Source organism: Allokutzneria sp. A3M-2-11 16 (assembly GCF_024213555.1).
Taxonomy (GTDB): domain Bacteria; phylum Actinomycetota; class Actinomycetes; order Mycobacteriales; family Pseudonocardiaceae; genus Allokutzneria.
In genome coordinates this window covers 17,908-42,277 of sequence record NZ_JANAVO010000026.1, presented here as the reverse complement: position 1 = coordinate 42,277, position 24,370 = coordinate 17,908, and the positions used below count along the sequence as shown (strand labels likewise).

The window sequence follows — 24,370 nt, the reverse complement described above, 5'->3', positions numbered from 1 at the left end:
CCCAGGTGCACCGCGGTCGGCTGCCAGCAGCCCGCACACCGCTGCGACCTCGACCACTGCTGCCGCTACGACGGCACCAACACCACCGTGAAGAACCTCCGGCCGAAGTGCAGGCACCACCACCGCATGAAGCACGAGTCCACCTGGCGCTGCGAGAACCTGCCGGACGGGCGCCACGTGTGGACCACACCCAGCGGGGACATCTACGAAACCGAACTGGAGCCGATCGCCGAACCCGCACCGTTCTAAGTGCGGCCCGGGAAGCGCGTCATGCTTCCCAGGCCGACACGTGGTCGATCGAAATCAGGACCTTACCGCGGTGTTGTAGACGTTCTTGGCGTCATTGCCGAAGTACGGGCCGAACATCACCCAGGGAAGAAGGATCATCTTGACGCTGTTGACCGAGTTCACCTTACCGAGACCTGTTCCCTCATTGAAACCGAGGAACCAAGGTCCTCCACTGGAGCCCGGAGTCATGTTGCAGTTCATACCCAGGTCGTTCGTCAGCTTGAACGGGTCCGGGAACGTAGTCCCACTACAGTAGATCAAGCGTTCACCGTCGTACGGATCGGCCGCGGGGTATCCGAAAGCATGCATCTTCTGGTTGCGCGGCTGGTTAAAGAGAACACCCTGCCCACCGACGACGTCGGTGAGATGGCGACCATCCACGGGATTCACAGCGGCAGCTGCGACGTCGTAGTTGATGTCCTCGTTGCTCTGCCACTGAGGGGTCGTGACGAGCTTCCGCGCGGCGAACGTTCCATGGGGACGGCTGCCATTGGTGTAGCCGGGCACGAAGACCCAGTTGGTGTGGAACGCACCCTGGTACTTCACGCAGTGCCCAGCGGTGATGACAACGTCCTTGTTCGCGCTGGTGACAGCAGAACCGGAGCAAGCACCGTTGCGGTCGCCCATGGTGAAGAACACCCGGCCGGTGGTCTTCACGATTGCGCCGCTACCACCCCATGGAGCACCGAGCTGGTCGGCCATGGGAACCGGCAGGGTTTCCGGAACGGACTCGGCCGGGCCACCGTTGTCGAGTCCGACACCAGGCGACTGGCCCTTCCCCGAAAGGTGTTGCGGCTTGACGAGCTGCTCCATCGGGACAGCGGTCCGCATTCTCTCGTCGGTCCAGTAATCAAGAACTCGCCGCTCCTCGGCCGCAGTGGTCGCGGCCGAATGCGTTGCGATACGAGGCTCCGTGTCGGCGTTGGCCGAAATACCTGGTACGGCAGCCGCGAGAACTCCACCAAGTAAAGCTGCACCGACTAATCGAAGCTTCCGCTTCACAGTTCACCATCTCTCAGATCGGCGTGCACAACGACAGACAGGGGTCATTGCGGGAGCAGTACGGTAGCGTCGCCAACACGGCTTGAACACTCCTACGATCTGCGGGTATCACTCATATGATTTCCGCTTCGGGGCGTAACGTTCAAAATCTTGCCGTGGGCGTAACGCGCCGGTTTCCAGACGCTCGCTAAAGCGCGTGCCGCAGGTCCTCGACGAGGCGGAAGCGTTGCGCTACCACGAGAGTCGCGTCGGTGACGGTGAACTGGGGCTGGCTGATCGCCGAGCGGTACTCCGAGCTGTGCCAGAACTCCTCGTGGCCGACACGCCAGTCCTCGACGCCGAGGAAACCCTCGCCCTCGTCGATCGCGTGCTGGGCATCGACCTCGCCGAGCGGCAGTACGCGGATCTCGGTGGTCTCGATCACCGCGACGGGGCGGGCGTCGGAGTCGATCACGACCTCGCGCTGCCCGACCTGGGGTAGCTCGTCGTCGGTGAACTCAAGGTGCAGGCAGCTGGTGGTGGTCTTCTCCCCGGCCACGATCGCCGCGACGAGCCGATCGCGCAGCGGGCCGGGGAAAGCGAACTCACCGATCGGCAGCGACGCGTACTCCTGGGGCAACTCATCCACTCCGGCACTCTAGGCGAAGCGCATCGGCGAGGGCGGTGCGGCCGGTGACGGCGAGCTTGCGGTAGACGCTGGTCAGATGGCCCTCGATGACGCGGCGGGTGACGAAGAGCGCCTCGGCGATCTCGCGGTTGGTGCGACCGGCGGCGGCGAGCTCGGCGGTGCGGCGCTCGGCGGGGGTGAGCGCCTCGCGGCCGGACTGGGCCAAGCGGCGCGGGCGGGCACCACTGCGCAGCAGCTCGGCGTGCGCGCGCTCGGCGAGCACGGTGGCACCGCAGCGTTGGACCACGTCAAGGGCGCGGCGCAGCGTCTCCCGGGCCTCACCGAGCATTCCCTTCTCCCGCAACGCGATCCCGTACTCCACGAGGGTGTGGCCGTACTCCAGGACAGCGGGAGACAACTCCAACAGCGAAGCGGACTCGGCCAGCAGCGGCAGCGGGTCGACGGACAGCAGGGCGGCGGTGCGCAGTGCGATGCCAACAGCACGGGGAGAGCCGCTGGCGCGGGCGAGTTCCAGTTCCTCCAAAGCGAGATCAGGCGAAGCCAAGGCGAGAGCGGCGGACGAGCGCCACGTGCTCAACGTCGGCGACTCCGCGAGCCGACGACCGCATTCGAGGAAGTCGTCCAGCCCGGCGCGCACATCGCCGCGGGCGACGCGAAGCCTGCCGCGCGCCTCCAGGAGGTGGTTGTACCGCCACTCCACAGGAAGCGGACCGCGGAGGTCGGCGCGGACGAGGAGCTTCGCGGCCTCGGCGAGCTGACCACGCGCGACCAGCACGTCGACCAGGACACCGAGCCCGTGGGAGAGCACGGGTTCCCCGGAGAGCGAAGCCGTGGCGTCCCGCTCGGCGGCGTCGAGATCTCCCATACGCAGAGCCAACTGCGCGCGCACCGCGAGCAGCTCCACGCGGGCGGTCTCCCACCCGTGCCGCGAAGCCTCCTCAAGAGCATCGTCGATGTGGCAGCGCGCCAACGAAACCTCATCGGCGTGCACCAGAGCCAAGAGAGCACAGGCGTAGACAGCCGGGGCGACCGGCAACAGCGAGCTGCAACTCAACGCCTGCGAAGCGTGCTCGACAGCAGACAACGGCGACCGGAACGCGGCGACGGCGTGCAAACCGGGATCGAGCGAAGAGGGAAGATCACACCCCGGCATGCCCGGCATCGAAGCCAGCATCTGCTGACACCGCAACAGAACCGGGTCGTCGTCGAAGGCGCGCAGCACCTCCAGGCCCTCCGATATCGCACCGGAACCGAGGTGTGCCAACGCCAAATGCCCCGCGGCCCACCGGCGTGCGGCAGGTGAACGCAGCCCGGGGAGCGCGGAACGAAGCCGCGAGACCGCGAGCGGCGGATCGTATGCCAGGGCACTGCGACCGAGGGACGCGTCGAGCAGCGCCTGCCGCACAGGTGACGGGGGCGAATCGCCGCGGGACAACCGCGCGTCCGGGAAGTGCACGCGCATTCCCCGCTCGGCCGCCGCGCTTGTCAGCCAGTCCAACGATTCTGTCGGACCCTCAAGGACGACCAGGACGGCTGTCATGACCGGTACCGCGCCTGAAGATCGCGCCAGCCCTGAGCGGTCAGCGCATAGTTCCCGACCGCCCCGCTCACTGTCTTGCGCGCCTTGCCCGGAGAGTAGAGCAGCTTGCCCGCGACGAAGACGAGGGGCACGACCGTCCGCAGATCACCCCGTGGCGGCAGCAGTTCCTCGACGCTGCCCCGGTACGAGCCGGTGTGCGTGATCGCCTGCCACAGCTCCCGGGCGATCGCCAGGCGCCCCTCGGCGGCCGAGCTGAGCACGGCGAGCAGAAGCTGGTGGGTGGCGGTGCCGGGCACGGGATCTTCTTGCACCTCAGGGTGTTCGCCGAGCGATATCCGCAGCAGCGCGCCCACGAGGTCCACTCCGGACAGTGACGCGTTGATCGGCTCCACGATGCGGGGGTTGATGTCGATGTAGAACGGACCGTCCGATGTGTACACGGCGTCCATGGACAGCGCGCCGTGCCACTTCAGGTGATCACCGAGCTGGACGAGGTGGTCGCGGACCTCCGGCAGGCACAGCCCGAGCTTGTGCGTGCCCCCGCCGTTGCGGTCCGACCGAACGCGCTCCGCCGCGTGCCACGCCACGAGCCGCCCACGATCGAACACCGACTGCACCATCACCAGCCTGCCGTCGACGGGCTGCTGGACGAGCGCACCGTCCTCAAAGGACAGTTTCGGGGCGAGAGCTTCGAGCGCGGCGGCGGAATCGGCGAAGTGCACTCCCCTGCTCGCGGTGCTCACCGCGGCCTTGACGTACACCGGCGGCTCGACCGCGAGCAGCTCCGAAGCGCTGCGCACCACCTGGCTCGGCGGCTGCGGCAACCCGGCGGCCCGCAACGTGGACACGGCGGAGATCTTGTCCTGGACCCGTTGCAGGGAAGCGAACTCCGGGACCGCGAGACCGACGCCCAGGGAGCGGAACCGCGAAGCCTCCACGGTGAGCACGGCGACCTGCTCCTGGGTGGCGAGCAGCACGTCGAACCGTCCACTTCGGACGATCTCGGCCACCGCGTCGCACCAGCCGAGCGGATCGTCGCCGGGAAAGGGAACCGGGTGCAGCTTGTTCACCCACCGGGTCTCGGCCATCAGGGTCGGACCGGGCGGGTTCACCGCCTCCACCTCGTGCCCCGCCCGCCCGAGCGCGGTGGCGACCTGTCGTGAGGTCACCCCGGAACCGTCGGAGAGCAGGACTCGCAGCCGTCTCATGTACGTTCCTCCGGCCGCCACGTCGGGCATCGCGCCACCACTGATAATCCCCGCACCGCCACCGCGCCCGCCACCCCGGCCCACGGCCGCAGGTCGCGGGCGGTCCAGCCGAGCGGGTTCCCGCCCTGGTCGCACACGGGCCGGTCCCCGCTCCCGGCCAGCACCTGGAAGGTCTCCAGCGGCTGGTCGAGCCCCATGCCGATGGCCTTGAGGTAGCTCTCCTTGCGGGTCCAGTACTCGAAGAACACCCGGGAGCGCTCCTCCAGCGGGCTGGAGCGCAGGTCCTCGAACTCCGCCGGGGTGAAGAACCGGCCCGCGAAGAACAACGGCTCCGGGCGATCTGTCACGACCTCCACGTCCACTCCGACCTCCGCGCGCCTGCTGACGGCCACCAGTGCGTACGGCCCCGAGTGCGCGAGGCTGAACGCCAGCTCTTCCCCCTCCAACATGGGTTTCCCGTGCATTCCCCGCCGGAACCGCAACTCGCCCGGAGCCCGGATGAGGTACCGGGCGAGGATGTCCCGCAGCGCCCCGTGCGCGACGACGTAGCGGTCCCGGCCCTGGGGCGTGGCGAACAGCTCCGCGCGTTCCAGCTCGTCCGGGCTCAGCCAGGCCCGCGCGGCCCCGGTGACCTCGGCGGGCTGGTCCAGCTCCACCCGCCACACCGCCACCGACACGGGACTGGCCCGCGCGGAGCCGGTCAGGTGTTCGAATCCGGTCATACTTTTACGGTCAGGTACGCCGGGGGTTCCTGCACCGGTGTCTCCGGGGCACCCAGCACGACCACATCTCCTTCCCCACGTCTGATCTCGGTGAATCCGGCGAAGCGGTAGGTCACGTACATCACCCGGTTGCGGTCGGTCGGCACGAACTCCGCCTCCAGCCGCGCACCGGCCTCCTGCGCCAGCCGCATCACGTGGTTGAGCAGCACCGTCCCGACCCCGCGCGACATCACCCGGCAGGACATGAGCAGCAGTTTCAGCTGCCACACGTCGGTCCCCCGTTCGGCGAGCGCGAGGCCGATCTGGCCGTAGCTGCCGTAGCGGTCCTCCAGCCGCGCGGTGAGCAGCAGGTGGTCCGGCGAGCTGACGAACTCCGCGAGCTCCGAGTAGGAGTAGGTCACGCCGGTGGAGTTGAGCTGGTTGGTCCGGACTGTCAGCTCCTCGGCGCGCTGCAGGTCCTCCTCCCCGGCCTCGCTGATGGTGAACACCATCCCGAGCGTGGCGAGGAAGTCCTCGTTGTTGCCGGTGAAGGACTCCTCGACCGCGGTCCGCTCGATGGCGCTGCGGTACATCTCGCGCCGCAGCTTGGACTCGTCGGTGATGAACTTCGGCGTGAACTCCTCCCGGTCGAGGATGCCCGCCACGTCGGCGGCGTCCACGCACAGCACCTCCGGGCAGACGAAGCCGACCTCCTCGCGCTCGAACGGCTGGTCGTCGACGAAGGCCATGGCGTCGACGCCCAGGTTGAGCGCCTCGGCGACCTTCTTGATCGACAGCGACTTGGAGTTCCAGCCGATCTGCGGGTGCAGGAAGTACTCCGCCAGCCCGAACCGCTCCAGCCGCGCCATCGCGACCTCGGGATCGTTGCGGCTGGCGACGGAGTTGAGCACGCCGCGCTCGTCCAGCGCCTTGATCGTCTCGACGACGACCGGCCGCGGGACCAGCTCGTCGCCTTCCAGCAGCACGCCGTCCCAGACCGTGTTGTCCAGGTCCCAGATGACACACTTCACCTTGCCGCGCACCGGTTCACCTCCCTCTCAGGGCGTCACGCGCGATGAGCAGCTCCTGGATCTGCGTGCTGCCCTCGATGATCTCCATGACCTTCGCGTCGCGGAAGTACCGCGACACCGGGTGCCCGTCCGCGCAGCCGACCGCGCCGTGCAGCTGGACCGCGTCGCCCGCCGCGCGCATCGCCGTGGTGGAGGCGAAGTACTTGGCGACGCAGGTGGCGATGATCGTCTCCGGGTCGCCGCGGTCCTTGGACTCCCCCGCCTCGACGCAGAGCAGCCGCGCGGCCCGCACGTTCACCGCCATCTCGGTGATCATCTTCTGCACGAGCTGGTGCTCGGCGAGCACGGAGCCGCCCTGGACCCGCTCGGTGCAGTGCGCGGTCACCGCCTCCAGGCACGCCTGGGTGATCCCGACGGAGCCGCAGGCGACGCTGTAGCGGCCGATGTCGAGCGCGCCGGTGATCACCGCGAGGCCCATTCCCTCCGCTCCCACAAGGGAGTCGGCGCCGACCTCGCAGTCGACCAGCTCGATGTCGGCCATCATGCTGGCCCGGGTGCCGAGCACGTCACCGATCGGCGTGCGCTTGACACCCGGCGCGTCTCCTGGCACCACGAACGCCGACAGCCCGCGTTCGGTGCGCGCGAACACCAGCAGCAGCCCGGCGATCTGCCCGCCGGTCGTCCACTTCTTCCGCGCGTTGATCCGGTAGCCGCCTTCGTGCGGAACGGCCGTCGCGACCAGTGCCGCGCAGTCGCTGCCCGCTTCGGCCTCGGTCAGGCAGAAGCCGCCGAGGACGCGACCGGAAGCCAGCTGTGGCAACCACTTCTCCCGGGCCGCCGCCGTGCCCCAGCGGTCGACCGCGTAGGACACCATGCTGTGCACGGTGAGCAGGCTCCGCAGGGAGGAGCAGCCGCGGCCGATCTCCTCGTGCAGCGCGCCGAACCGGACCATGTCGCCGTCGAGGACCGCGCCCCAGTAGCCCGCGGCGGAGACCTCCTCCAGCACCCACGCCGGGATCTCCCCGGCGCGGTCGAAGTCCTCGGCGTTCGGCCGGACCACACGGTCCACAAAGGACCGGAACTCGGTCACGGGGCGCTCACCTTGGCCAAGCGCCCCACCAGATCGCACATCGCCCGCACCGTGCGGAAGTTCGCCAGGTCCAGCTCCTCGTTCGGCACCCGCACGTCGAACTCGCGCTCCACGAACATCACCAGCTCCATCGCGAACAGCGAGTTCACGAAGCCCAGCGCGAAGATGTCCTGGTCGTCGTCGAGCTCGACACCGGGGAAACGCGGGCAGACGAATCCCCGGATGCTCTCCCGGGCCGCAGTGGTCGCCATGTCGTCCTCCATCTGTCGGTAGGTGCTATCGGTAGGTGTAGAAGCCCTGGCCGGATTTGCGGCCGTGCAGACCCGCGTCGACCATCTGCTTGAGCAGCGGGCACGGGCGGTACTTGCTGTCGGCGAAGCTCTCGTGCAGCACCTCGACGCTGAGCAGGATCGTGTCCAGGCCGATCAGGTCGGCGGTCTCCAGCGGCCCCATCGGGTGGCCGAAGCAGGACCGGAACAGCTTGTCGACGTCCTCGGCCGAGGCCACGCCGTCGTGCACCAGGTACACGGCCTCGTTCACCGTCAGCATCAGCACCCGGTTGGACACGAAGCCGGGCGAGTCCTTGACCAGGATGCCTTCCTTGCCGAAGCTGCTCAGCAGCTCCATCGCCTCGGTGATCGTCTCCTCCGAGGTGTGCCAGCCCTTGATCACCTCGACGCTGCGCTTCATCGGCACCGGGTTCATGAAGTGCATGCCCAGCACCCGGTCCGGCCGCGAGGTGGCCCCGGCGATGCGGGTGATCGGGATCGCCGAGGTGTTGGCGGCGAAGGCGCACCGGGGCGGGCAGACCTGGTCCAGCGTCCGGTAGACCTCCTGCTTCACCGCCCAGTCCTCGGTCACGTTCTCGATCACGAAGTCCACATCGGAGAGCAGCTCGAAGTCGGTGCCCGAGGTCACCTTGCCCTCGATCTCCGGTGCCACCCGGCCCAGCAGCGAACCGAACCGCCGGTAGTTCTCCGCCTCCGCGAGCGCGCGTTCCAGCGCCTCGTCGGTGCGGTCGACCAGCACCACGTCGTGGCCGTGCTCGACGAGGCTCTGCGTCATGCCGGTGCCCATCACACCGGCGCCAATCACTCCGACCCTGCTCATCCAGGTCACCTTTCCTCGGTTGGGCCGACCCAGCACTGGCGCCGCTGGAACGGGTAAGTCGGCAGCGGCACGCGCAGCCGCGTGCGGCCGTCGTGCGAGGCACGCCAGTCCACGGCCTCGCCAGCCAGCCACGACTCAGCCACGTCCGGAGCCGGTCCGGGCGTGGTCAATAGCTCGATGGCGTGCGCGCGGTCGGTACAGAGCAGCGCACGCCGGCACTTGAAAGCGTTTCGTCCTATTTGGAGGGTGTACGCCACATCGCACAGCTCGACCTCGGGCTCAGCCACGAGGTGGTCCCGCAGCCGGACAGCCGCTTCTTCCAGTGCGGCAGGAGTCTTGGCGGACAAGAGGATCAGGTGCGGGCCCGCCAGCTCCTCAGCTGACCGCACGGGGCGCTGCGGTGGCTCCTCCAGCACGACATGCGCGTTCACCCCGCCTAGCCCGACGGAACTGACACCGGCTCGCAGAGGCCCGTCGCCGCGCGTCCACTTCGTCGCCTCGGTGTTCACGCGGAGGCTCGGCGCGGCCACCAACGCCGGGCTCGGCGTGTCGAAGTCGATCTGCGGCGGCAGGAACGCGTTGTGCAGCATCGACGCGACCTTGATCAGGCCGGTCACCCCGGAGGCGCCTTCGAGGTGCCCGAGGTTCGCCGTGCAGGAGCCAAGGAGCAACGTGTCTTCCCTTGGGCAGTAAGCACGTTCGAGCGCGCCCAGCTCCACCGCATCGCCCTGGGGTGTGCCGGTGGCATGAGCCTCCACATAGGACACATCTTCGGCAGACAGCTCCGCCGCGGCCAGCGCCTCGATCATCACCTCGGCCTGGGCCGCCATTCCCGGCGCCGCATAACCGGGCCGCGCCGAGCCCGCGTTGTTGACCGCCGTGCCGCGGATGACGCACCACACGTGATCTCCGTCAGCGACCGCGTCGGCGAGTCGCTTCAGTGCCACCACGGCGACACCGTCACCGATCACCCGTCCATCGGCTGCCGCGTCGAAGCTCCGGCAGATCCCGGGCCTGGGCTCCAGCGGAACCCGGATCGCGGCGGCGCCCGCCAAGGCGAAGTCCGACTCCTCGGTGAGCAGGCTCTGACATGCCAGGTGCACTGCGACCAAAGACGTCGACGAGAAGGTCTGCACGGTGACGCTGGGACCGCGCAGGTCGAGCTGGTAGGCCAACCGCGAGGTCAGCGCGTCCCGCTCGTTCGCCAGCACCAGCTCCAGTTCGTCATGCGCGGCAAGCACTTCCGGGTCGGTGGCGAGGTTGTTCACCAGGTAGGAGGGGAACGAACAGCCCGCGAACACGCTCGTCACACCGGAGTCGGTGCCGGGCGGGTGCCCCGCCGACTCCATCGCCTCCCAGGCGCACTCCAGCAACAGCCGGTGCTGCGGGTCGATGATCCGCGCTTCCTCCTCGGAGATCCCGAAGAACTCCGCGTCCCAGTCGGTTACACCCTCCACAGTGGACGCGATGGTCCGCTCCCCCGCGGCGAGGTTCGCCCACAGCCGCGCGGGCTCGTTCGCGCCCGGCCAGCGGCCGGCCATCCCGACGACCGCGATCGCCCCGTCCAGTTCGCTCATGACTTCTTCCCCCGCTTCAGGACGCTCTTGCGCCTGCGCGCACCCCGGTCCCGCCTGCCATCGGCGTCCCCGACGTCCTCGCCGTCGATCAGCCCGGCGAGCTGTGCGACGGTGGGCGCGAGGTAGAGGACCTGAGGCGAGAGCGAGGCCACATCCAGTTCCGCGCGAATCCGGCCGACCAGGTCAACGCCGAGCAGGGAGTTGCCGCCCAGCTCGAAGAAGTTGTCGTGCACACCGACCTCGTTGACGCCCAGCGCCCGCCCCCACAGCTCGGCGACCCGCTTCTCGGTCGGCGTCCGCGGCGCCTCGTAGGAGGTCACCAGCGCCGGACGGGGGTGCCGCGCGCCTTCGTCGCCGCCGAGCACCGTGTCAACGGTGAAGTCCTTGGCCAGCTTGGCGATCTCGCGGAAGTCCTGTGTGGACACCACCACCTGGTCGTGCTGCGATCCCAGGACCTTCAGGAATGCCTGCCAGCCCTCGTCCTCGGTGATGCCGAACCGCTCGCGGTGCCGGACGAAGTACTCGCGGGTGGCCCCGTCGTAGCCGGAAAGCCCTTCGCTCCAGGCGTTCCACTGCCATTCGCCCCAGTTGATCGCGACGATCCGCTGATCCCGCCCGGAGCGCACGAACGCGTCCAGGTAGGCGTTGGCCGCGCAGTAGTCGACCTGGCCGGGCCCGCCGCCGGTGACCGAGGCGATCGAGGAGAACAGGGCGACGAAGTCCGGTCGCTGCTCGTGCTCGTCGAGGCAGGCCAGCAACGCCTCCGTGCCGTCGACCTTGGGCCGCAGCGCGGTTCCCAGCGCCTCGTCGGTGCGCATCTGGAGCAACCCGATGCCCGGGACACCGGCGGCGTGGATCACGCCGTCGATGCGGCCGAACCGCTCGTGCGCATCCGCGATCACACCGCGAAGCGCCTCGCGATCGGCGACGTCCACCGCGTGGGTCACCACAGCGGTCGCCTTCGCGCGCAGGTCCTGGAGGCTGTCGGGCTCCGCGGGGGTCCGGCCGAGCAGCACCAGGCGGGCGGACACCGTCTCCGCCAGCCGCTGCGCCATGGCCAGGCCGATCCCGCCGAGACCGCCGGTGATCACGTACACACCGCCGTCGCGCAACGGGTTCGACTCCGCGAGCTTCACCGGCTCGAACGCGGGCACCCACCGCCGTCCGCCGCGCCAGGCGACGATGTCCTCGCCGTCCTCCGCGAGGGCTTCACCGATCAGCTGGTCCACGCCGCGCGCCGGGTCGGCCAGGTCCACCAAGGTGCAGCGAATCCCCAGCTCGATCGGGAGGAGCTTGGCGGGCCCGACCGCCGTCGCACGGCCTGGCTCGACCGGATCGGTGCCGGTGACGTCGAACGCCTTGGTAGTAGCCAGAACCAGCCGCGCGTTGGTCAGCGTCTTCGCCAGCCGGATCGGCTCGTAGTAGCTGTTCTCCAGCGACGGACCGTCCAGTCCGCGCAGATCGAGCACGTACCGCGGCGATGCTTCGACGATCTCCGCGCCCAGCTCCGTCAGCCTGCGCCGCACGGCCTCACCGATGCCGCCGTCACCGAGCACCATCCACTTGTCCACAGTGGACGGGAGCGGGGAAGGCGCGGTCTGCCGCCACGTCGGCAGGCAGAACCAGTCGGCGGGATCGAGCCGGGGCAGCGCGGCGAGGGTCGACCGCGCGTCGGTGTTGATCCAGTACCGCTGCCGCTCAAAAGGATAGGTGGGCAGGGGAATCCGGCGACGGGTCTCGTCCTGGTGGTAGGCCGCCCAGTCCACCCGCGCGCCGAGCAGCCACATCCTGCCGACCGCCTCGTGCACGGTCGCCGAAGCCGTCGTCTTGTCGTACCGGGCGGGCAACGTGGCCAGCACCGGGCAGTCCTTGTACTGCCGCACAAACGTTCCGAGCGAACGACCGGGGGCGACCTCCACGAGCAGCCGATCCGGCTCGTCGAGCAGTTTCTCGACGGCATCGGCGAAGCGCACCGTGCCGCACATGTGCCGCGCCCAGTACCCGGGATCAGTGACGTCCCCCGCCCTGGCCCACGTGCCGGTGACACCGGAGACGTAGCGCAACCTCGGCGGCGACAGGGTGATCTCCGAGCGGACCCACTCGGTCAGCTCGGCGGCGATGCCCTCCAGCATCGTGGAGTGGAAGGCGTGCGTGGTGTCGAGCCTGCGGTGCGCGATCCCCACGTCGGCGAGGACGCGCTCCAGCTCGGCCACCGCCTCGACCGGTCCACTTGCGACAGTCAGCTCAGGGGCATTGATCGCGGCGAGGCTGACATCCTTGCCCAGCAACGGCGTCAGCGTCTCCGCGGAGGCCGACACGCCGACCATCGCGCCCTTTTCCAGACCGTCGATCAACCGGGCGCGGTGCGCGACGAGGCGCAGGGCGTCCGGCAGCGACAGGACTCCGGCGACGGTGGCCGCCACGTACTCGCCGATGCTGTGCCCGGCCATGGCATCCGGCTGGACTCCCCACGACCGCAGCAGCTCCGCCACGGCGTAGCCGATCACGAACACGCCCGGCTGGGCGAGCACGGTCGCGCTCAGCGCCTGTTGCTCCGCCGCGGGAGCGCGGCCCATGAGCACTGCCAGGTCCAGGTCCGGCGTGCTGTCCTCCGCGAACAGGACAGTCCGCAAGTCCGTTCCCAGCAAGGGTTCCAGCACCGAACAGCACTCGTCGACGACCTCGCGGAAGACCCGCTCCTCGCGGTAGAGATCGGCGGCGAGCCCCGGGTACTGCTCCCCAACGCCGCCGAAGATCAGCCCGATCGGCCGCTCCGTGTGCGCGGTGGTGTGGCCGAGCACCCGCCCCGGGTCCCGCCCCTCCAGCGCCGCGATCGTCTGGTCCCGGTCCACCGCGGGTACCAGCATCCGGTGCTCGAAGGTGCGGCGGCCGACCTGCAACGTGTGGGCGGCGTCGGCGAGGTCGGCGCCCGGGTAGGCGCGCAGGTGCTCGGCCAGGTTCGCGGCGGCCTTGGCCAGCGCGGTCTCGGTCCGCGCGGACAACGTGATCAGCTGGTGTTCCCGGCCCGGGGTGGTCGGACGGGGCTCGGGCGCCTCCTCCAGGACCACGTGCGCGTTGGTACCGCCCATGCCCAGCGAGTTCAGCCCGGCCCGGCGCGGGCTCGCGGCCCACTCGCGCAGCTCGGTGATCACGGTGAACGGGCTGTGCTCGAAGTCGATCTCCGGGTTCGGTTCGGTGAAGTTCAGGCTCGGCGGGATTCGCTTGTGCTCCAACGCCAGCGCGACCTTGATCAGCCCCGAGGTACCCGCGGCGCGGTCCAGGTGGCCCACGTTGGTCTTGACCGAGCCGATCGCGCAGGAGCCGCGCGCGGGCGCGTCGCCGAACGCCTTGGTCAGCGAGGCCACTTCGATCGGGTCGCCGAGCGAGGTCCCGGTACCGTGCGCCTCGACGTAGGAGATCGTCTCCGGCGCCACCCCGGCATCGCGCAGCGCGGCACGGACCACCTCGGCCTGACCGCTCACGCTCGGCGCGGTGAAGCCGACCTTGCCGGAGCCGTCGTTGTTCACCGCGGAGCCCTTGATCACCGCGTGCACGTGGTCCCCGTCGGCGAGCGCGTCGGCCAGCCGCTTCAGCGCGACGACACCGACCCCGTCACCGAACATCGAGCCCCGCGCCGCCGCGTCGAAGGTGCGCACGTGCCCGTCCGGCGACTCCATGCCGCCCTCCTGGTGGCGGTGGCCGACCCGGTCCGGCACGCGCACGGACACGCCGCCCGCCAGCGCGATGTCGCACTCGCCGTCCCGCAGGCTCCGCACGGCCATGTGCGTCGCCACCAGGGAGGTCGAGCAGAACGTCTGCACCGCCATGCTCGGCCCGCGCAGGTTCAGCTTGTAGGAGACGGTCGTGGTCAACGAGTCCTTGTCGTTGCCGATCACCGCCTCGTAGTCGTTGATCTCGCCGTCCCACAGCTCGGCGAGCCGCATCAGGTAGGTGCTCAGGTTGCAGCCGCCGAAGACGCCGACCCGGCCGCTGTAGTCGGGGGTGGCGTAGCCCGCGCGCTCCAACGCGGTCCAGGACGTCTCCAGGAACAGCCGGTGCTGGGGATCGGTCAGCTCCGCCTCGCGCGGGCTGAAACCGAAGAACGCCGCGTCAAAAGTGTCCACTTCGGACAGAACGGCGCGAGCGGGCACGTAGTCCGGGGAATCCGCGACGGCCGCGGGAACTCCGGAGGCGATCAGTTCCTCGCGGGAGAAGAAGCTGATCGACTCGACGCCGTCGCACAGGTTGCGCCAGAAGCCGTCCACGTCGTCGGCGCCGGGGAAACGCCCGGCCAGCCCGATGATCGCGATCTCCCCGCCCGCAGCGACCCGCGGTCGTTCTGGCACTGACTCCGACTCCATCGACGGTTCGAGGTAGCGCACCATCGCCCGCACCGTGGGCGCCTCGAACAGCGCGGCGGCGGGCAGCATCCGGCCGAACTCCGTGCCGATCCGCTTGACCAGCTGCAATCCCATGAGCGAGTTGCCGCCGGAGTCGAAGAAGTTGTCCTCCAGGCCGAGTTCGTCGACGCCGAGCACCTGCCGCCACAGCGCGCTCATCCGCCGTTCCAGCTCGGCACGGTCGCTGGGCAGGCCCTGTACCGGCCCAGCGACCGTGCCGAGGTCCCGGACCCACTGGTCCAGACGTTCCTCAAGCGCGCCAAGGGCGATCAGGACCTGCGGCGCGGGGTTGGCGAGCACCGACTCCAGGGCGCGCAGACCCTCGTCCGAGGACATCGACAGCTCGCGCATCGAGTCACCGATGCCGCTGTCGGCCAGCGTTTCCCGCCAGCTGTCCCAGTTGACGCTGATCCACCCGCGCCGCGACTGCGCGAAGGAGTCGAGGAACGCGTTGGCCCCCGCGTAAGCGGCGAAGCCCAGGCCGCCCAGCACCGCCGAGATCGACGACTGGAGCACGCAGAAGTCCAGCTCTTCCCCGTCGAGCGCCCGATCGAGCGCGAGCAGGCTGTGGATCTTCGCGGTGAAGTGCGCCTCGGCGTTCTCCCGCGTCATCGTCTCGATGGGGTGGAACTCCTCGGGCGCGGTCAGGCCGATCCCGTGCACCACACCGTTGATCGCGCCGAACCGCTCCCGCGTGGCGCGCACGACGTTCGCCATCGCGTCCGGATCGGCGGCGTCGGCCGCGAGCACCAGGACCTCGGCACCCGCGTCCTCCAGCTCCCGGAGGTCGTCGGCCACCCCGCGCCGCCCGGTGAGCACCAGCTTCGGCGAGCTCAGCCGACGCGCGAAGTCCGCCGCGATCCGCCTGCCGACCTTCCCGAGGCCACCGGTGAGGATGTAGACACCGTTGTCCTTCAAGGGAATCGGGTTGTTCAGCACGGGCGCTGCCACGAACCGCTGCACCAGCCGCCGACCGTGCCGCAGCGCGATGCGGGTGTCGGTGCCCGCCCACCCCAGCTCCGCGACCAGGTCCTCCACCGAACACCGCACGTCGATCGTCCGGCAGCTCAACCCGGGATACTCCTGCGGCACAACCAGGGCCGGACCGAGCACAGCCGCTTTGCCGGGGCTCACCGGGTCCGCGGGGTCCACGCGGTGCAGACCGTCCGCGACGACGGCCAGCCGCGCGCTGCCCCGACCGGACAACGCCTTGGCCAGCGTGATCACGCTGTGGAAGCCGTAGCGCAGCTGCTGGTCGACGGTGTCCTCGACGCCCGTGACGCCCCACAGGTGCACGATGGTCCGCGGCATGGCGGGCAGCGAATCGAGCAGCCGGACGTAGTCGTCGAGCTCGTCGGGTCGCAGGCTGCACTCGTCTTCGCCGCGGTTCGTGCAGTGCCCGTCCGGCCACACCTTGAGCACGTCTCCGTGCGGCGCGAGGGCATCGGCCAGCTCCTCGCCCAGACCGGTCCGATCGCAGAAGATCAGGAACGGGCCCTCGGGAGCCGCGGGGTTGCGGACCGGCGCGGGATCGAAGCGGGGCACACGCAGCCAGTCGGCCGGGTTCCGCGCACTACCAGGCGAGTCGACCCAGTGCCGCTCGCGCTGGAACGGATACGTGGGCAGCGGGATCAGCGAACCGTCCACACTGTACTCAACCTGTTCGCCCGCCAGCCACGACTTGACGAGCCCCGAGCCTCCGGCACCGCGAACGCGGTCCGGATCTTCAAGCGCGGCAACGGCATCAGCAACATCGGTGGCGACAACGGCCCGGCGGTGCTCGAACTCCGCCCGCCCATCGCGCAGCGTCCTGGCGACGTCGGCCAGGTCCACTCCGGGCGAGTTTCGCAGGTACGAAGCCAGTTGTGCCGCCCGCTCGTCCACGGCGGCCTCGGAACGCGCCGACAGCAGCAGCACGTGCGGGCCCGGCCGCGGCGGCAGCACCGGGCGCGACGGCGCCTGCTCCAGCACGACGTGGGCGTTGGTGCCACCGATGCCGAACGCGCTGACCCCGGCGCGGCGCGGCTGCGCCTGCCACGTCCCCAGCTCCCGCTGGACCTCGAACGGACCGAGATCGACCCGCGACTCGGTGAAGTGCAGGCTCGGCGGGATCACCCCGTGCTCGACGGCGAGCGCCGCCTTGATCAGCCCGGTCACGCCCGCGGCCCGGTCGAGGTGGCCGAGGTTGGTCTTCGCGGACCCGATCGCGCAACGCTCGATCGGGCCGAAAGCCTTGGTGAGAGCGGCGATCTCGGCCGCGTCGCCGAGCGCGGTCCCGGTGCCGTGCGCCTCGACGTAGCCGATCGTCGCGGGGTCCACCCCGGCGTTGGCGATCGCCTCGGCGATCACGGCGGCCTGGCCGCGCACGCCCGGAGCCGTGTAGCCCGCCTTGAGCGCGCCGTCGTTGTTGACCGCCCAGCCCCGGATCACCGCGTGCACGTGATCACCGTCGGCGAGCGCGTCGGCCAGCCGCTTCAGCACCACGACGGCCGCGCCGTTGCCGGTCGGCGTGCCCTCGGCGGTGCGGTCGAACGCGCGGCAACTGCCGTCCGGCGAGGAGATCCCGCCTTCCTGGAACTGGTAACCGACGCGGTGCGGCACGGAGATCGCGACGCCGCCCGCCAGCGCCACATCGCACTCCCCGCCGAGCAGGCTCGAAGCCGCCTGGGACACCGCGACCAGCGAGGTCGAGCAGTAGCTCTGCACCGAGTAGCTCGGGCCGCGCAGGTCGAAGGCGTGCGCCACCCTCGTGCTCAGCGAGTCCTTGTCGTTGGCCAGCACGACCTGGGTGAGGCTGGCCCACCGCTCCAGGTCGGGATCGGTGAGCAGCCGGTCGATCAGGTAGGTGCTCATCGCCGCGCCCGCGAAAACCCCGATGGCGCCCGGGAACCGCCCGGGATCGCAGCCCGCCGCCTCCAGCGCGGACCACGCGACCTCCAGGAACACCCGTTGCTGCGGGTCCATCAGCTTGGCCTCGGTCGGCGCGATCCCGAAGAAGCCCGCGTCGAACAGCTCGATGTCGTCGAGCACCGGATTGGCCTTGACATAACCCGGATCGGCCAGTTCCTGCGGCGTCACCCCGGCGGCCAGCAGCTCCTCATCGGTGAACCGCGTGATCGACTCCACGCCGTCGCAGAGGTTGCGCCACAGCTGCCCGACGTCGCGTGCGCCGGGGAACCGCCCCGCCATGCCGACGATCGCGATGCCGTCATCGAGCTGTTCGTTCCCCGCGTGTTCAGTCACCGACGCCTCCTTCGCCCGGCCGCTGCCATCTGACGGCGGCGTTCCCCGCGCGAGGCGTCCACCTCGGGCTCGGCCTCGCCCTCCAGGCGCCGCGCGAGCAGGGCCGCGAGGGTGGCCGGGGTCGGTGCCTCGAACAGATCGGCCGCAGTGAGGGGGGCGCCGACCTCCTTCTTGATCGCGCCGACGATGGTCAGGCCGATCAACGAGTTCCCGCCGAGGTCGAAGAAGGCGTCGTCCACCCCCACCTCGTCCACCCCCAGATACCGTTGCCACACCTCGGTGATCTGCCGCTCCAGCGGGGTCCTCGGCGCGACGAACGGGCTGCGCAGGGCGGGCCGGGGGAAGCTCTGGAGCACCGGGGCCGCCTCGCCCGAGCCGGTGACCGTCGCCCACTCCTCGGTCAGCTCGGCCAGATCCCGCGGCACCACCATCACCTCGGGCAGACCGCTGGCCAGCACGCGGGTCAGCAGGTCGAAGCCCTCCTCCTCGGTGATGCCGTGCCGGTCGCGCAGCTCCCGCATGTGCAGCCGCAGATCGGGTGCCGAGGCCAGCCGTTCGGATTGCCAGCTGTCGTGCCGCCACGGACCCCAATCCACCGCTGTGGCGGGGAAACCACGGCGCCGCGCCTGCTGGGCGAAGGAGCCGAGGAAGGAGTTCGCCGCGCTGTAGTCGCTCTCCCCCAGTCCGCCCATCGCCACGACCGACGACGAGTACAACACCAGGAAGTCCAACGGCGCGTCACGCAGAACCTCGTGCAGCGCAAGGGTTCCCGCGACCTTGGGGCGCAGCACCCGCTCCGCGTCCGACCACTCCGTGAGCTGGATCAGCCCGCTGGCCGGAACACCCGCCGTGTGCACGACACCGTGCAGCTCGCCGAATCGTTCCCGCACCTGGCCGACCGCTGCCTCCAGCGCCGCGACATCGGCCACATCGCATTGCAGGACAAGCACTTCGGCACCCAGAGACTCCAGCTCCCGCACGCGCTCGTCATCAGGACGCGCAGACCTGCCGAGCAGGGTCAGGCGGGGCTTGTACGGCGCGAGCTGGCGCGCGAGGCCGAAGCCGAGCCCACCGAGACCACCGGTGATCAGGTAGCTGCCGCCTTGGCGCCACGGACCGTCCGCCGGGCCGATGGGCAGCTTGGACCAGTCGCGAACCCACCGCGTTCCGTTGCGGTAGGCCACGCAGTCGGCCGGGTTGCTCGCGTGCAGCTCGGCCAGCAGCGACTCCAGCGCACCGGTCTCGGGCAAGTCGATCACGCGGCAGGTGAGCGCGGGGAACTCCGGCTCGACCGTGCGGCACACACCGGCCAGCACAGCCTCCTCCGGCGTGGTGCCGTCTCCGCCGACCACCTCGAAGGCACCCGACGTCAGCGCGAAGACACCGACCGGCTCGGAAACGGTCCGGCCAAGGGCGCGCACGACGTCGAGCAGTCCCCGGAAACCCGTGTTCCAGCCGTAGACAACACGCGTACACCCCGTCGAATCGAGCTGTTCTCCTTGCCGCACAACGGTGACAGCCGCTCCGTCCGTGCGAAGCCGCTCCGCGAGCTCCGCCGCGGGGCCGCTTTCGTCAGCGAGGACGAGCCACGTGTGCTGCCGTCCACCGGGCAGCGCCGGGATCTGCGTCCACACCGGCACGTGGCACCAGTCGTCCCGGCTCGGCAGCTTGTCGGGCTGGCTCGCCCGGACCACCTTGCCGGTGCCTTCCGGCCAGAACCTGACGTGCTCGAAGGGATACGTCGGCAGCGGCACCAGAGCGCGGGTGCCCCGGTGGACGGCGCGCCAGTCGATCTCGACGCCCCTGCTCCACATCCGCCCGGCGGTCCGCAGCAGGAACTCGCGATCGGACCCGTCGTCGAAGGCGGGCCGCAGCGTCGGCACGCAGAGCATGCGCGCGCCCCGGTTCGCGCCGAGGATCTGCGTCGCCAGGCTGGACAGCTGACCTGGACCGGCCTCGAGCAGCACGCCCTCGCGCAGTTCCTCAAGGCCCGGCGCGAAGCGCACCGTCTGGCACATGTGGTTCGCCCAGTAGCGCGGATCACCCGCCTGCTCCTCGGTGATCCACGTGCCGGTCACGTTGGAGATGAAGGGAATCCGCAGTGCTCCGGGCTTCACGGACGCCAGCAGCTCGATCACCTTGTCGCGCAGCGGTTCGAGCATCGCCGAGTGCATCGCGTGGCTGGTCGGCACGCGGCGGCAGGCCACGTCCTCCCGCGCCAGCCGCTCCTCCAGGGCCGCGACGAGGTCGGCGGGGCCGGACACCACGGACGTGTGCGGGCCGTTGACCGCGGCGAGCGAGAGCCCGCCGAGCCGGGGCCGCACCTGGTCCTCCGGCAGCGCGACGGCCAGCATCACGCCGGTCGGTGCCGCCTGGATGATCTTCGCCCGGCACACCACCAACCGCAGCGCGTCCGCCAGCGAGAACACCCCGGCCAGGCACGCGGCCACGTACTCGCCGAGGCTGTACCCGAGCAGCGCGGTGGGCGTGACACCCCAGTGCTGCCACAGTTTCGCGCAGGCGTAGTCCACTGTGAACACAGCGGCGTGCGCCACGTCCAGCGACTCGGTCGGCTGGCGCGAGGCACCGAAGAAGCCCGACCGCTGCGCCGGAGCCGTCACCATCGACCGGACCTGCTCGCGCAGGGGTCCCTCCAGCAGGCCGACGCATTCGTCGACCGCGTCGCGGAAGGCCGGTTCGCTCTCGTACAACCCGAAACCCATGCCCGGGTAGTGATCCCCGGTTCCCGGCAGCAGGAACGACACCGGGGTCGCGCCTCCGCGCCGCACGCGGTCGGCGGGCGGCCGGGCGGCGATCCGCCGCAGCTCCCCGAGCGCGTGCGCGCGATCCGGGCTGACCACCGCGGCCCGGCAGTCCATCGCCTGGCGCCCGGTCTGCGTCGTGAACGCGACATCGGAAAGGTCGAGTTCCTTGCGCTCGTGCAGGTGCTCGCGCATCCGGTCGGCCGCCTCGCCGAGCGCGCTGGGCGTGGCCGCGGACAGCAACAGCAGGTGCGGCCCGGCGTCTTCCGACGTGTCCACAGTGGACGGCGGCTGTTCGACGACGACGTGAGCATTGGTTCCCGACCAGCCGAAGGAGCTGACACCCGCTCTGCGGGGCCCCTCGATCTCCGGCCAGTACATCGGTGCCTCGGGCAGCTCGACCGGGCACCGGTCCCAGCTGATCGTCGGGTTGCGCTCGGCCAGGTGCAGGTTGGGCGGCACAACGCCTTCGTGCACCGCGAACACCGCCTTGATCAACCCCGCGATCCCCGCCGCGCCGAGGAGATGACCGATGTTGGTCTTCACCGCGCCGACCACCAGGGACTGCGCGCGCGAGCCGAACACGCTCTGGATGCTCTGCATCTCAATGGAGTCGCCGAGCAGCGTGCCCGAACCGTGCGCCTCCACGTAGCCGACGCTGTCCGGCGCCACCCCGGCCCGGCTCAGCGCCTCGCCGATCACCGCGACCTGCGCGCCGCCGTTGGGGGCGGTGAGCCCGTTGCTGGCGCCGTCCTGGTTGACCGCCGACCCGCGCAGCACCGCGAGCACCCGGTGCCCGTTCGCCCGCGCCCGGCTCAGTCGTTCCAGAACCACGACCCCACAGCCCTCGCCCATCCGGAAGCCGTCGGCCGCCGCGTCGAAGGTCTTGCACCGTCCATCCCTGGCGAGCATGTGCATTTTGCATGCCTGTCGAACGCTTTCCGGGTGCACCGTGGCACTGACCCCACCGACAACAGCGAGCTCGCACTCACCCGCCAGCACGCCGCGCACCGCCATGTGCACGGCAACCAGCGAAGAGGAACATGCGGTGTCCACCACCACAGCCGGGCCGCGCAGGTCAAGCAGATAGGCCAGCCGCCCCGCCGCGACGCTGGCCGCGGAACCGAGGCCCAGATACGGATCGTCAAGGCAGTCCGCGCCCTCCGCGTCCAGCTGCACGCTCTCGTACTGGCTGCTCGCCAGCTTGCCCACGTAGACACCGACCTGCTTGCCGCGCAAGCGGTCCACCGGGATACCCGCGTCCTCGATCGCCTCCCATGCGACCTCGATCAGCAGCCGGTGCTCGGGGTCCATCCGCAGCGCCTCGCGCGGCGGGATGTCGAAGAACGAGGCGTCGAAACCGGCGAGGTCGTCCACGAAGCCGCCGAGCTTGGTGTAGGACTTGCCGGGCGCGCCGGGATCGGCCGAGTAGTGCGCGTCCGCGTCCCACCGGTCAGCAGGGACCTCCGAGACCGCGTCCCGGCCGTCGAGGAGGTTGCGCCAGAACGACTCCGGCGAGTTCGAGCCACCGGGGAACCGGCAGCCCATCCCGACCACGCACACCGGGTCGTTCTCGTCATCGCCCGCGACGAGGGCCTCTGGCGCCGAATCCTCTTGTCCGCCAAGGAAAGCGGCGAGCTTGGCGATCGTGGGGTACCGGTAGAGCAGCGTCGGCGCCAGCTCCACCTCCAGCCACTCCTCCAGCTCGCCCGCCACGCTGACCGCCTCGGTGGAGGTCAGCCCGTAAGCGTCGAAGGCGACGGCCGGGTCGACGGAGTCCGGGTCGATGCCCGCGGCCACCGCCACCCGCTGCGTCAGCCAGGCGCCGATCTCGGGAGTGCTCGTCATGACCACACCGCCGAAGGCAGGTCGCCGCGTTCGTAGCGCTGCACGCACTCCCGCCGCTGGAGCTTGCCGCTGCTGGTGAACGGCAGCGATCCGGTCGGCAGCAGCACCACCTCGTGCACCGCGACGCCGTGCTCGGCGGTGATCGCCTTGCGCACGACGCCGCGGACGTCCTCGACCGCGTGCATCCGATCGCCGCCTTCGCCGGTCTCGTTCACCCGGTGCCCGCTCGCCAGTTCGGCCAGCACCACCAGGCGCTCCTGCTCGCCGTCGTCGACGGAGAACGCGCAGCAGAACTCCGGCCGCAGGGCGGGGTGCGCCGTGGTGGCGGTGGACTCGATGTCGTGCGGGTAGTGGTTGTGGCCGTCGAGGATGATGACGTCCTTGAGCCTGCCCGTGATGAACAGCTGTCCATTGTGGACGAACCCGAGGTCGCCGGTGCGCAGGAACTCCCGATCGCCCTCGCCGGGGACCTTCGCGCCGAAGGTCCGGCCGGTCTGCTCGGGCGCGTTCCAGTAGCCCCTGCCGATGCTCGGCCCGGAGACCAGGATCTCGCCGACCGCGTCGGGCTCGGCGGGCTCCCCGGTCGCCGGGTCCGCAACGACCAACCGGATCGAGGAGTGCACCTGCCCGCAGCCGACCAGCCGCCGCGCCCGCGCCCCCGGCTCGGCCTCCTTGACCCGGCCCAGCTCCAGCGCCTGCGCGTCCGCGCTCAGGATCACCGGCTCGCGCCACGCGGGTCCACCGCTGACCATCACGGTGGACTCGGCCAGGCCGTAGCAGGGGAACAGCGCCTTGCGCTGGAAACCGCACGGTTCGAAGGCGGCGCAGAAGCGGTCCAGGGTCTCGGCGCGGATCGGCTCCGCGCCCAGCGCGACCATCCGCAGCCCGCTCAGGTCCAGCTCCTCGCGCTGCCGGTCGGTGACCCGCCGCACGCACAGGTCGAGCGCGAAGTTCGGCGCCGCGCTGATCGCCTCGCCCAGCTTGGTGATCACCCGCAGCCAGCTCACCGGCCGCTGCACGAACCCGAACGGCGACATCAGGACCACGTCGTAGCCCTCGTAGGTCGGCTGGAGCACGCCGTTGACCAGGCCCATGTCGTGGAACAGCGGCAGCCACTGCACCGACGGCGGCACGTGGTCGTCGCCCTCGATCGTGCCGTTGGACCGGATCAGCGCGAGATTGGTGATCACGTTGGAGTGGGTCAGCTCCACCCCCTTCGGCTCCCCCGTCGACCCGGAGGAGTACTGGAGGTAGGCGAGGGAGTCCGCGTCGATCTCCGGCGGCAGCCAGGACTCGGCGAGATCGGTGCCCACCTCGTCGGTGGCGATCGCCGGCGCGTCGATCCCGCTCTCGCGCAACCACTCCACGGCGCGCTCGTGCCCGGAGGCCGCGCACAGCACCGCCTCGGCCCCGCTGCTGCGCGCGATCGCCGAGACGCGGCGGTTCCTGGTCTCACCACGACCGGACTCCAGCGCCGGAACCGGCACCGCGACCACCCCCGCGTGCAGGCAGCCGACGAAAGCGGTCACGAAGTCCAGCCCCGCCTGGTAGGTCAGCAGCGCGCGCCCGCCGACCGGGACGTCCGCGCGCAGCCGCACCGCGATCGCACGGGCCCTCCGGTCCAGTTCGCGCAGCGTCAGCGCGCCCGTCTCGACGAGCGTGGAGTCCAGGAAGGTGAACGCGAGGCGGTCCGGCTCGGCGTCGGCGCGCGAGCGGAACATGTCGGACAACGTGTGCCATGCCGAGGGATCCGCGCTTTCTGCGCTCTTCATACACACTCCCCGATGCGGGTCACGAATGTGCCGGAAGATTAGGGAGGAAAGAATGCGCAAGACCATCGGCCACCGGTACCGTGGCGGTTGCCCCGATCAGCCCGGACGACTGCGACCAAAGTAGGACCGGCCCCTGACACCCGAGGATGATCCGACGATTTCCACATTCG

13 protein-coding genes and 1 pseudogene are annotated in these 24,370 nt (G+C 70.2%); 1 reads left to right on the top strand and 13 read right to left on the bottom strand.

Going from position 1 to position 24,370, the window contains the following annotated elements:
* Positions 1-249: pseudogene (locus NLX83_RS39205) on the top strand (HNH endonuclease); the annotation flags it as partial.
* Between the two features lie 54 nt (positions 250-303).
* On the opposite strand, the gene NLX83_RS39200 reads toward NLX83_RS39205, so the two are convergent.
* From NLX83_RS39200 to NLX83_RS39140, 13 genes are all read right to left on the bottom strand, one after another.
* Positions 304-1,290, bottom strand: coding sequence for a trypsin-like serine peptidase (locus tag NLX83_RS39200; RefSeq protein WP_374118866.1), 987 nt, complete (start codon positions 1,288-1,290; stop codon positions 304-306).
* 187 nt (positions 1,291-1,477) lie between these two features.
* Entirely contained in the window at positions 1,478-1,918 is a 441-nt protein-coding gene (locus NLX83_RS39195) for an ASCH domain-containing protein (RefSeq protein ID WP_254240363.1), read from the bottom strand.
* Positions 1,911-3,458, bottom strand: a complete 1,548-nt coding sequence (locus NLX83_RS39190) for a LuxR family transcriptional regulator (RefSeq protein WP_254240362.1) — start codon at positions 3,456-3,458, stop codon at positions 1,911-1,913. Before NLX83_RS39190 ends, NLX83_RS39195 begins: the two co-directional genes overlap by 8 nt.
* Positions 3,455-4,666 (bottom strand): ATP-grasp domain-containing protein, encoded by a 1,212-nt coding sequence (locus NLX83_RS39185; protein WP_254240361.1) that lies wholly within the window; start codon positions 4,664-4,666, stop codon positions 3,455-3,457. Before NLX83_RS39185 ends, NLX83_RS39190 begins: the two co-directional genes overlap by 4 nt.
* Complete coding sequence (locus NLX83_RS39180) at positions 4,663-5,388, bottom strand: 4'-phosphopantetheinyl transferase family protein (RefSeq protein ID WP_254240360.1); 726 nt, start codon at positions 5,386-5,388, stop codon at positions 4,663-4,665. Before NLX83_RS39180 ends, NLX83_RS39185 begins: the two co-directional genes overlap by 4 nt.
* A complete protein-coding gene (locus tag NLX83_RS39175; RefSeq protein WP_254240359.1) occupies positions 5,385-6,410 on the bottom strand; it encodes an HAD-IIIC family phosphatase in 1,026 nt (341 codons plus the stop codon). The genes NLX83_RS39180 and NLX83_RS39175 overlap by 4 nt, the downstream gene beginning before the upstream one ends.
* A gap of 4 nt (positions 6,411-6,414) precedes the next feature.
* On the bottom strand, positions 6,415-7,488 hold the full coding sequence (locus NLX83_RS42175; RefSeq protein WP_254240358.1) for an acyl-CoA dehydrogenase family protein: 1,074 nt from the start codon (positions 7,486-7,488) through the stop codon (positions 6,415-6,417).
* Positions 7,485-7,739 (bottom strand): acyl carrier protein, encoded by a 255-nt coding sequence (locus tag NLX83_RS39165; protein WP_254240357.1) that lies wholly within the window; start codon positions 7,737-7,739, stop codon positions 7,485-7,487. Before NLX83_RS39165 ends, NLX83_RS42175 begins: the two co-directional genes overlap by 4 nt.
* 25 nt (positions 7,740-7,764) lie before the next feature.
* Positions 7,765-8,598: a 3-hydroxyacyl-CoA dehydrogenase family protein gene (locus NLX83_RS39160; protein WP_254240356.1), complete on the bottom strand. Its 834-nt coding sequence runs from the start codon at positions 8,596-8,598 to the stop codon at positions 7,765-7,767.
* A 5-nt stretch (positions 8,599-8,603) separates the two neighbouring features.
* Positions 8,604-10,175 (bottom strand): beta-ketoacyl synthase N-terminal-like domain-containing protein, encoded by a 1,572-nt coding sequence (locus tag NLX83_RS39155; RefSeq protein ID WP_254240355.1) that lies wholly within the window; start codon positions 10,173-10,175, stop codon positions 8,604-8,606.
* Complete coding sequence (locus NLX83_RS39150; protein WP_254240354.1) at positions 10,172-17,818, bottom strand: type I polyketide synthase; 7,647 nt, start codon at positions 17,816-17,818, stop codon at positions 10,172-10,174. Before NLX83_RS39150 ends, NLX83_RS39155 begins: the two co-directional genes overlap by 4 nt.
* Entirely contained in the window at positions 17,815-22,428 is a 4,614-nt protein-coding gene (locus NLX83_RS39145; RefSeq protein WP_254240353.1) for a type I polyketide synthase, read from the bottom strand. The genes NLX83_RS39150 and NLX83_RS39145 overlap by 4 nt, the downstream gene beginning before the upstream one ends.
* Positions 22,425-24,200, bottom strand: a complete 1,776-nt coding sequence (locus NLX83_RS39140) for a fatty acyl-AMP ligase (RefSeq protein WP_254240352.1) — start codon at positions 24,198-24,200, stop codon at positions 22,425-22,427. The genes NLX83_RS39145 and NLX83_RS39140 overlap by 4 nt, the downstream gene beginning before the upstream one ends.
* Positions 24,201-24,370 lie beyond the last annotated feature (170 nt).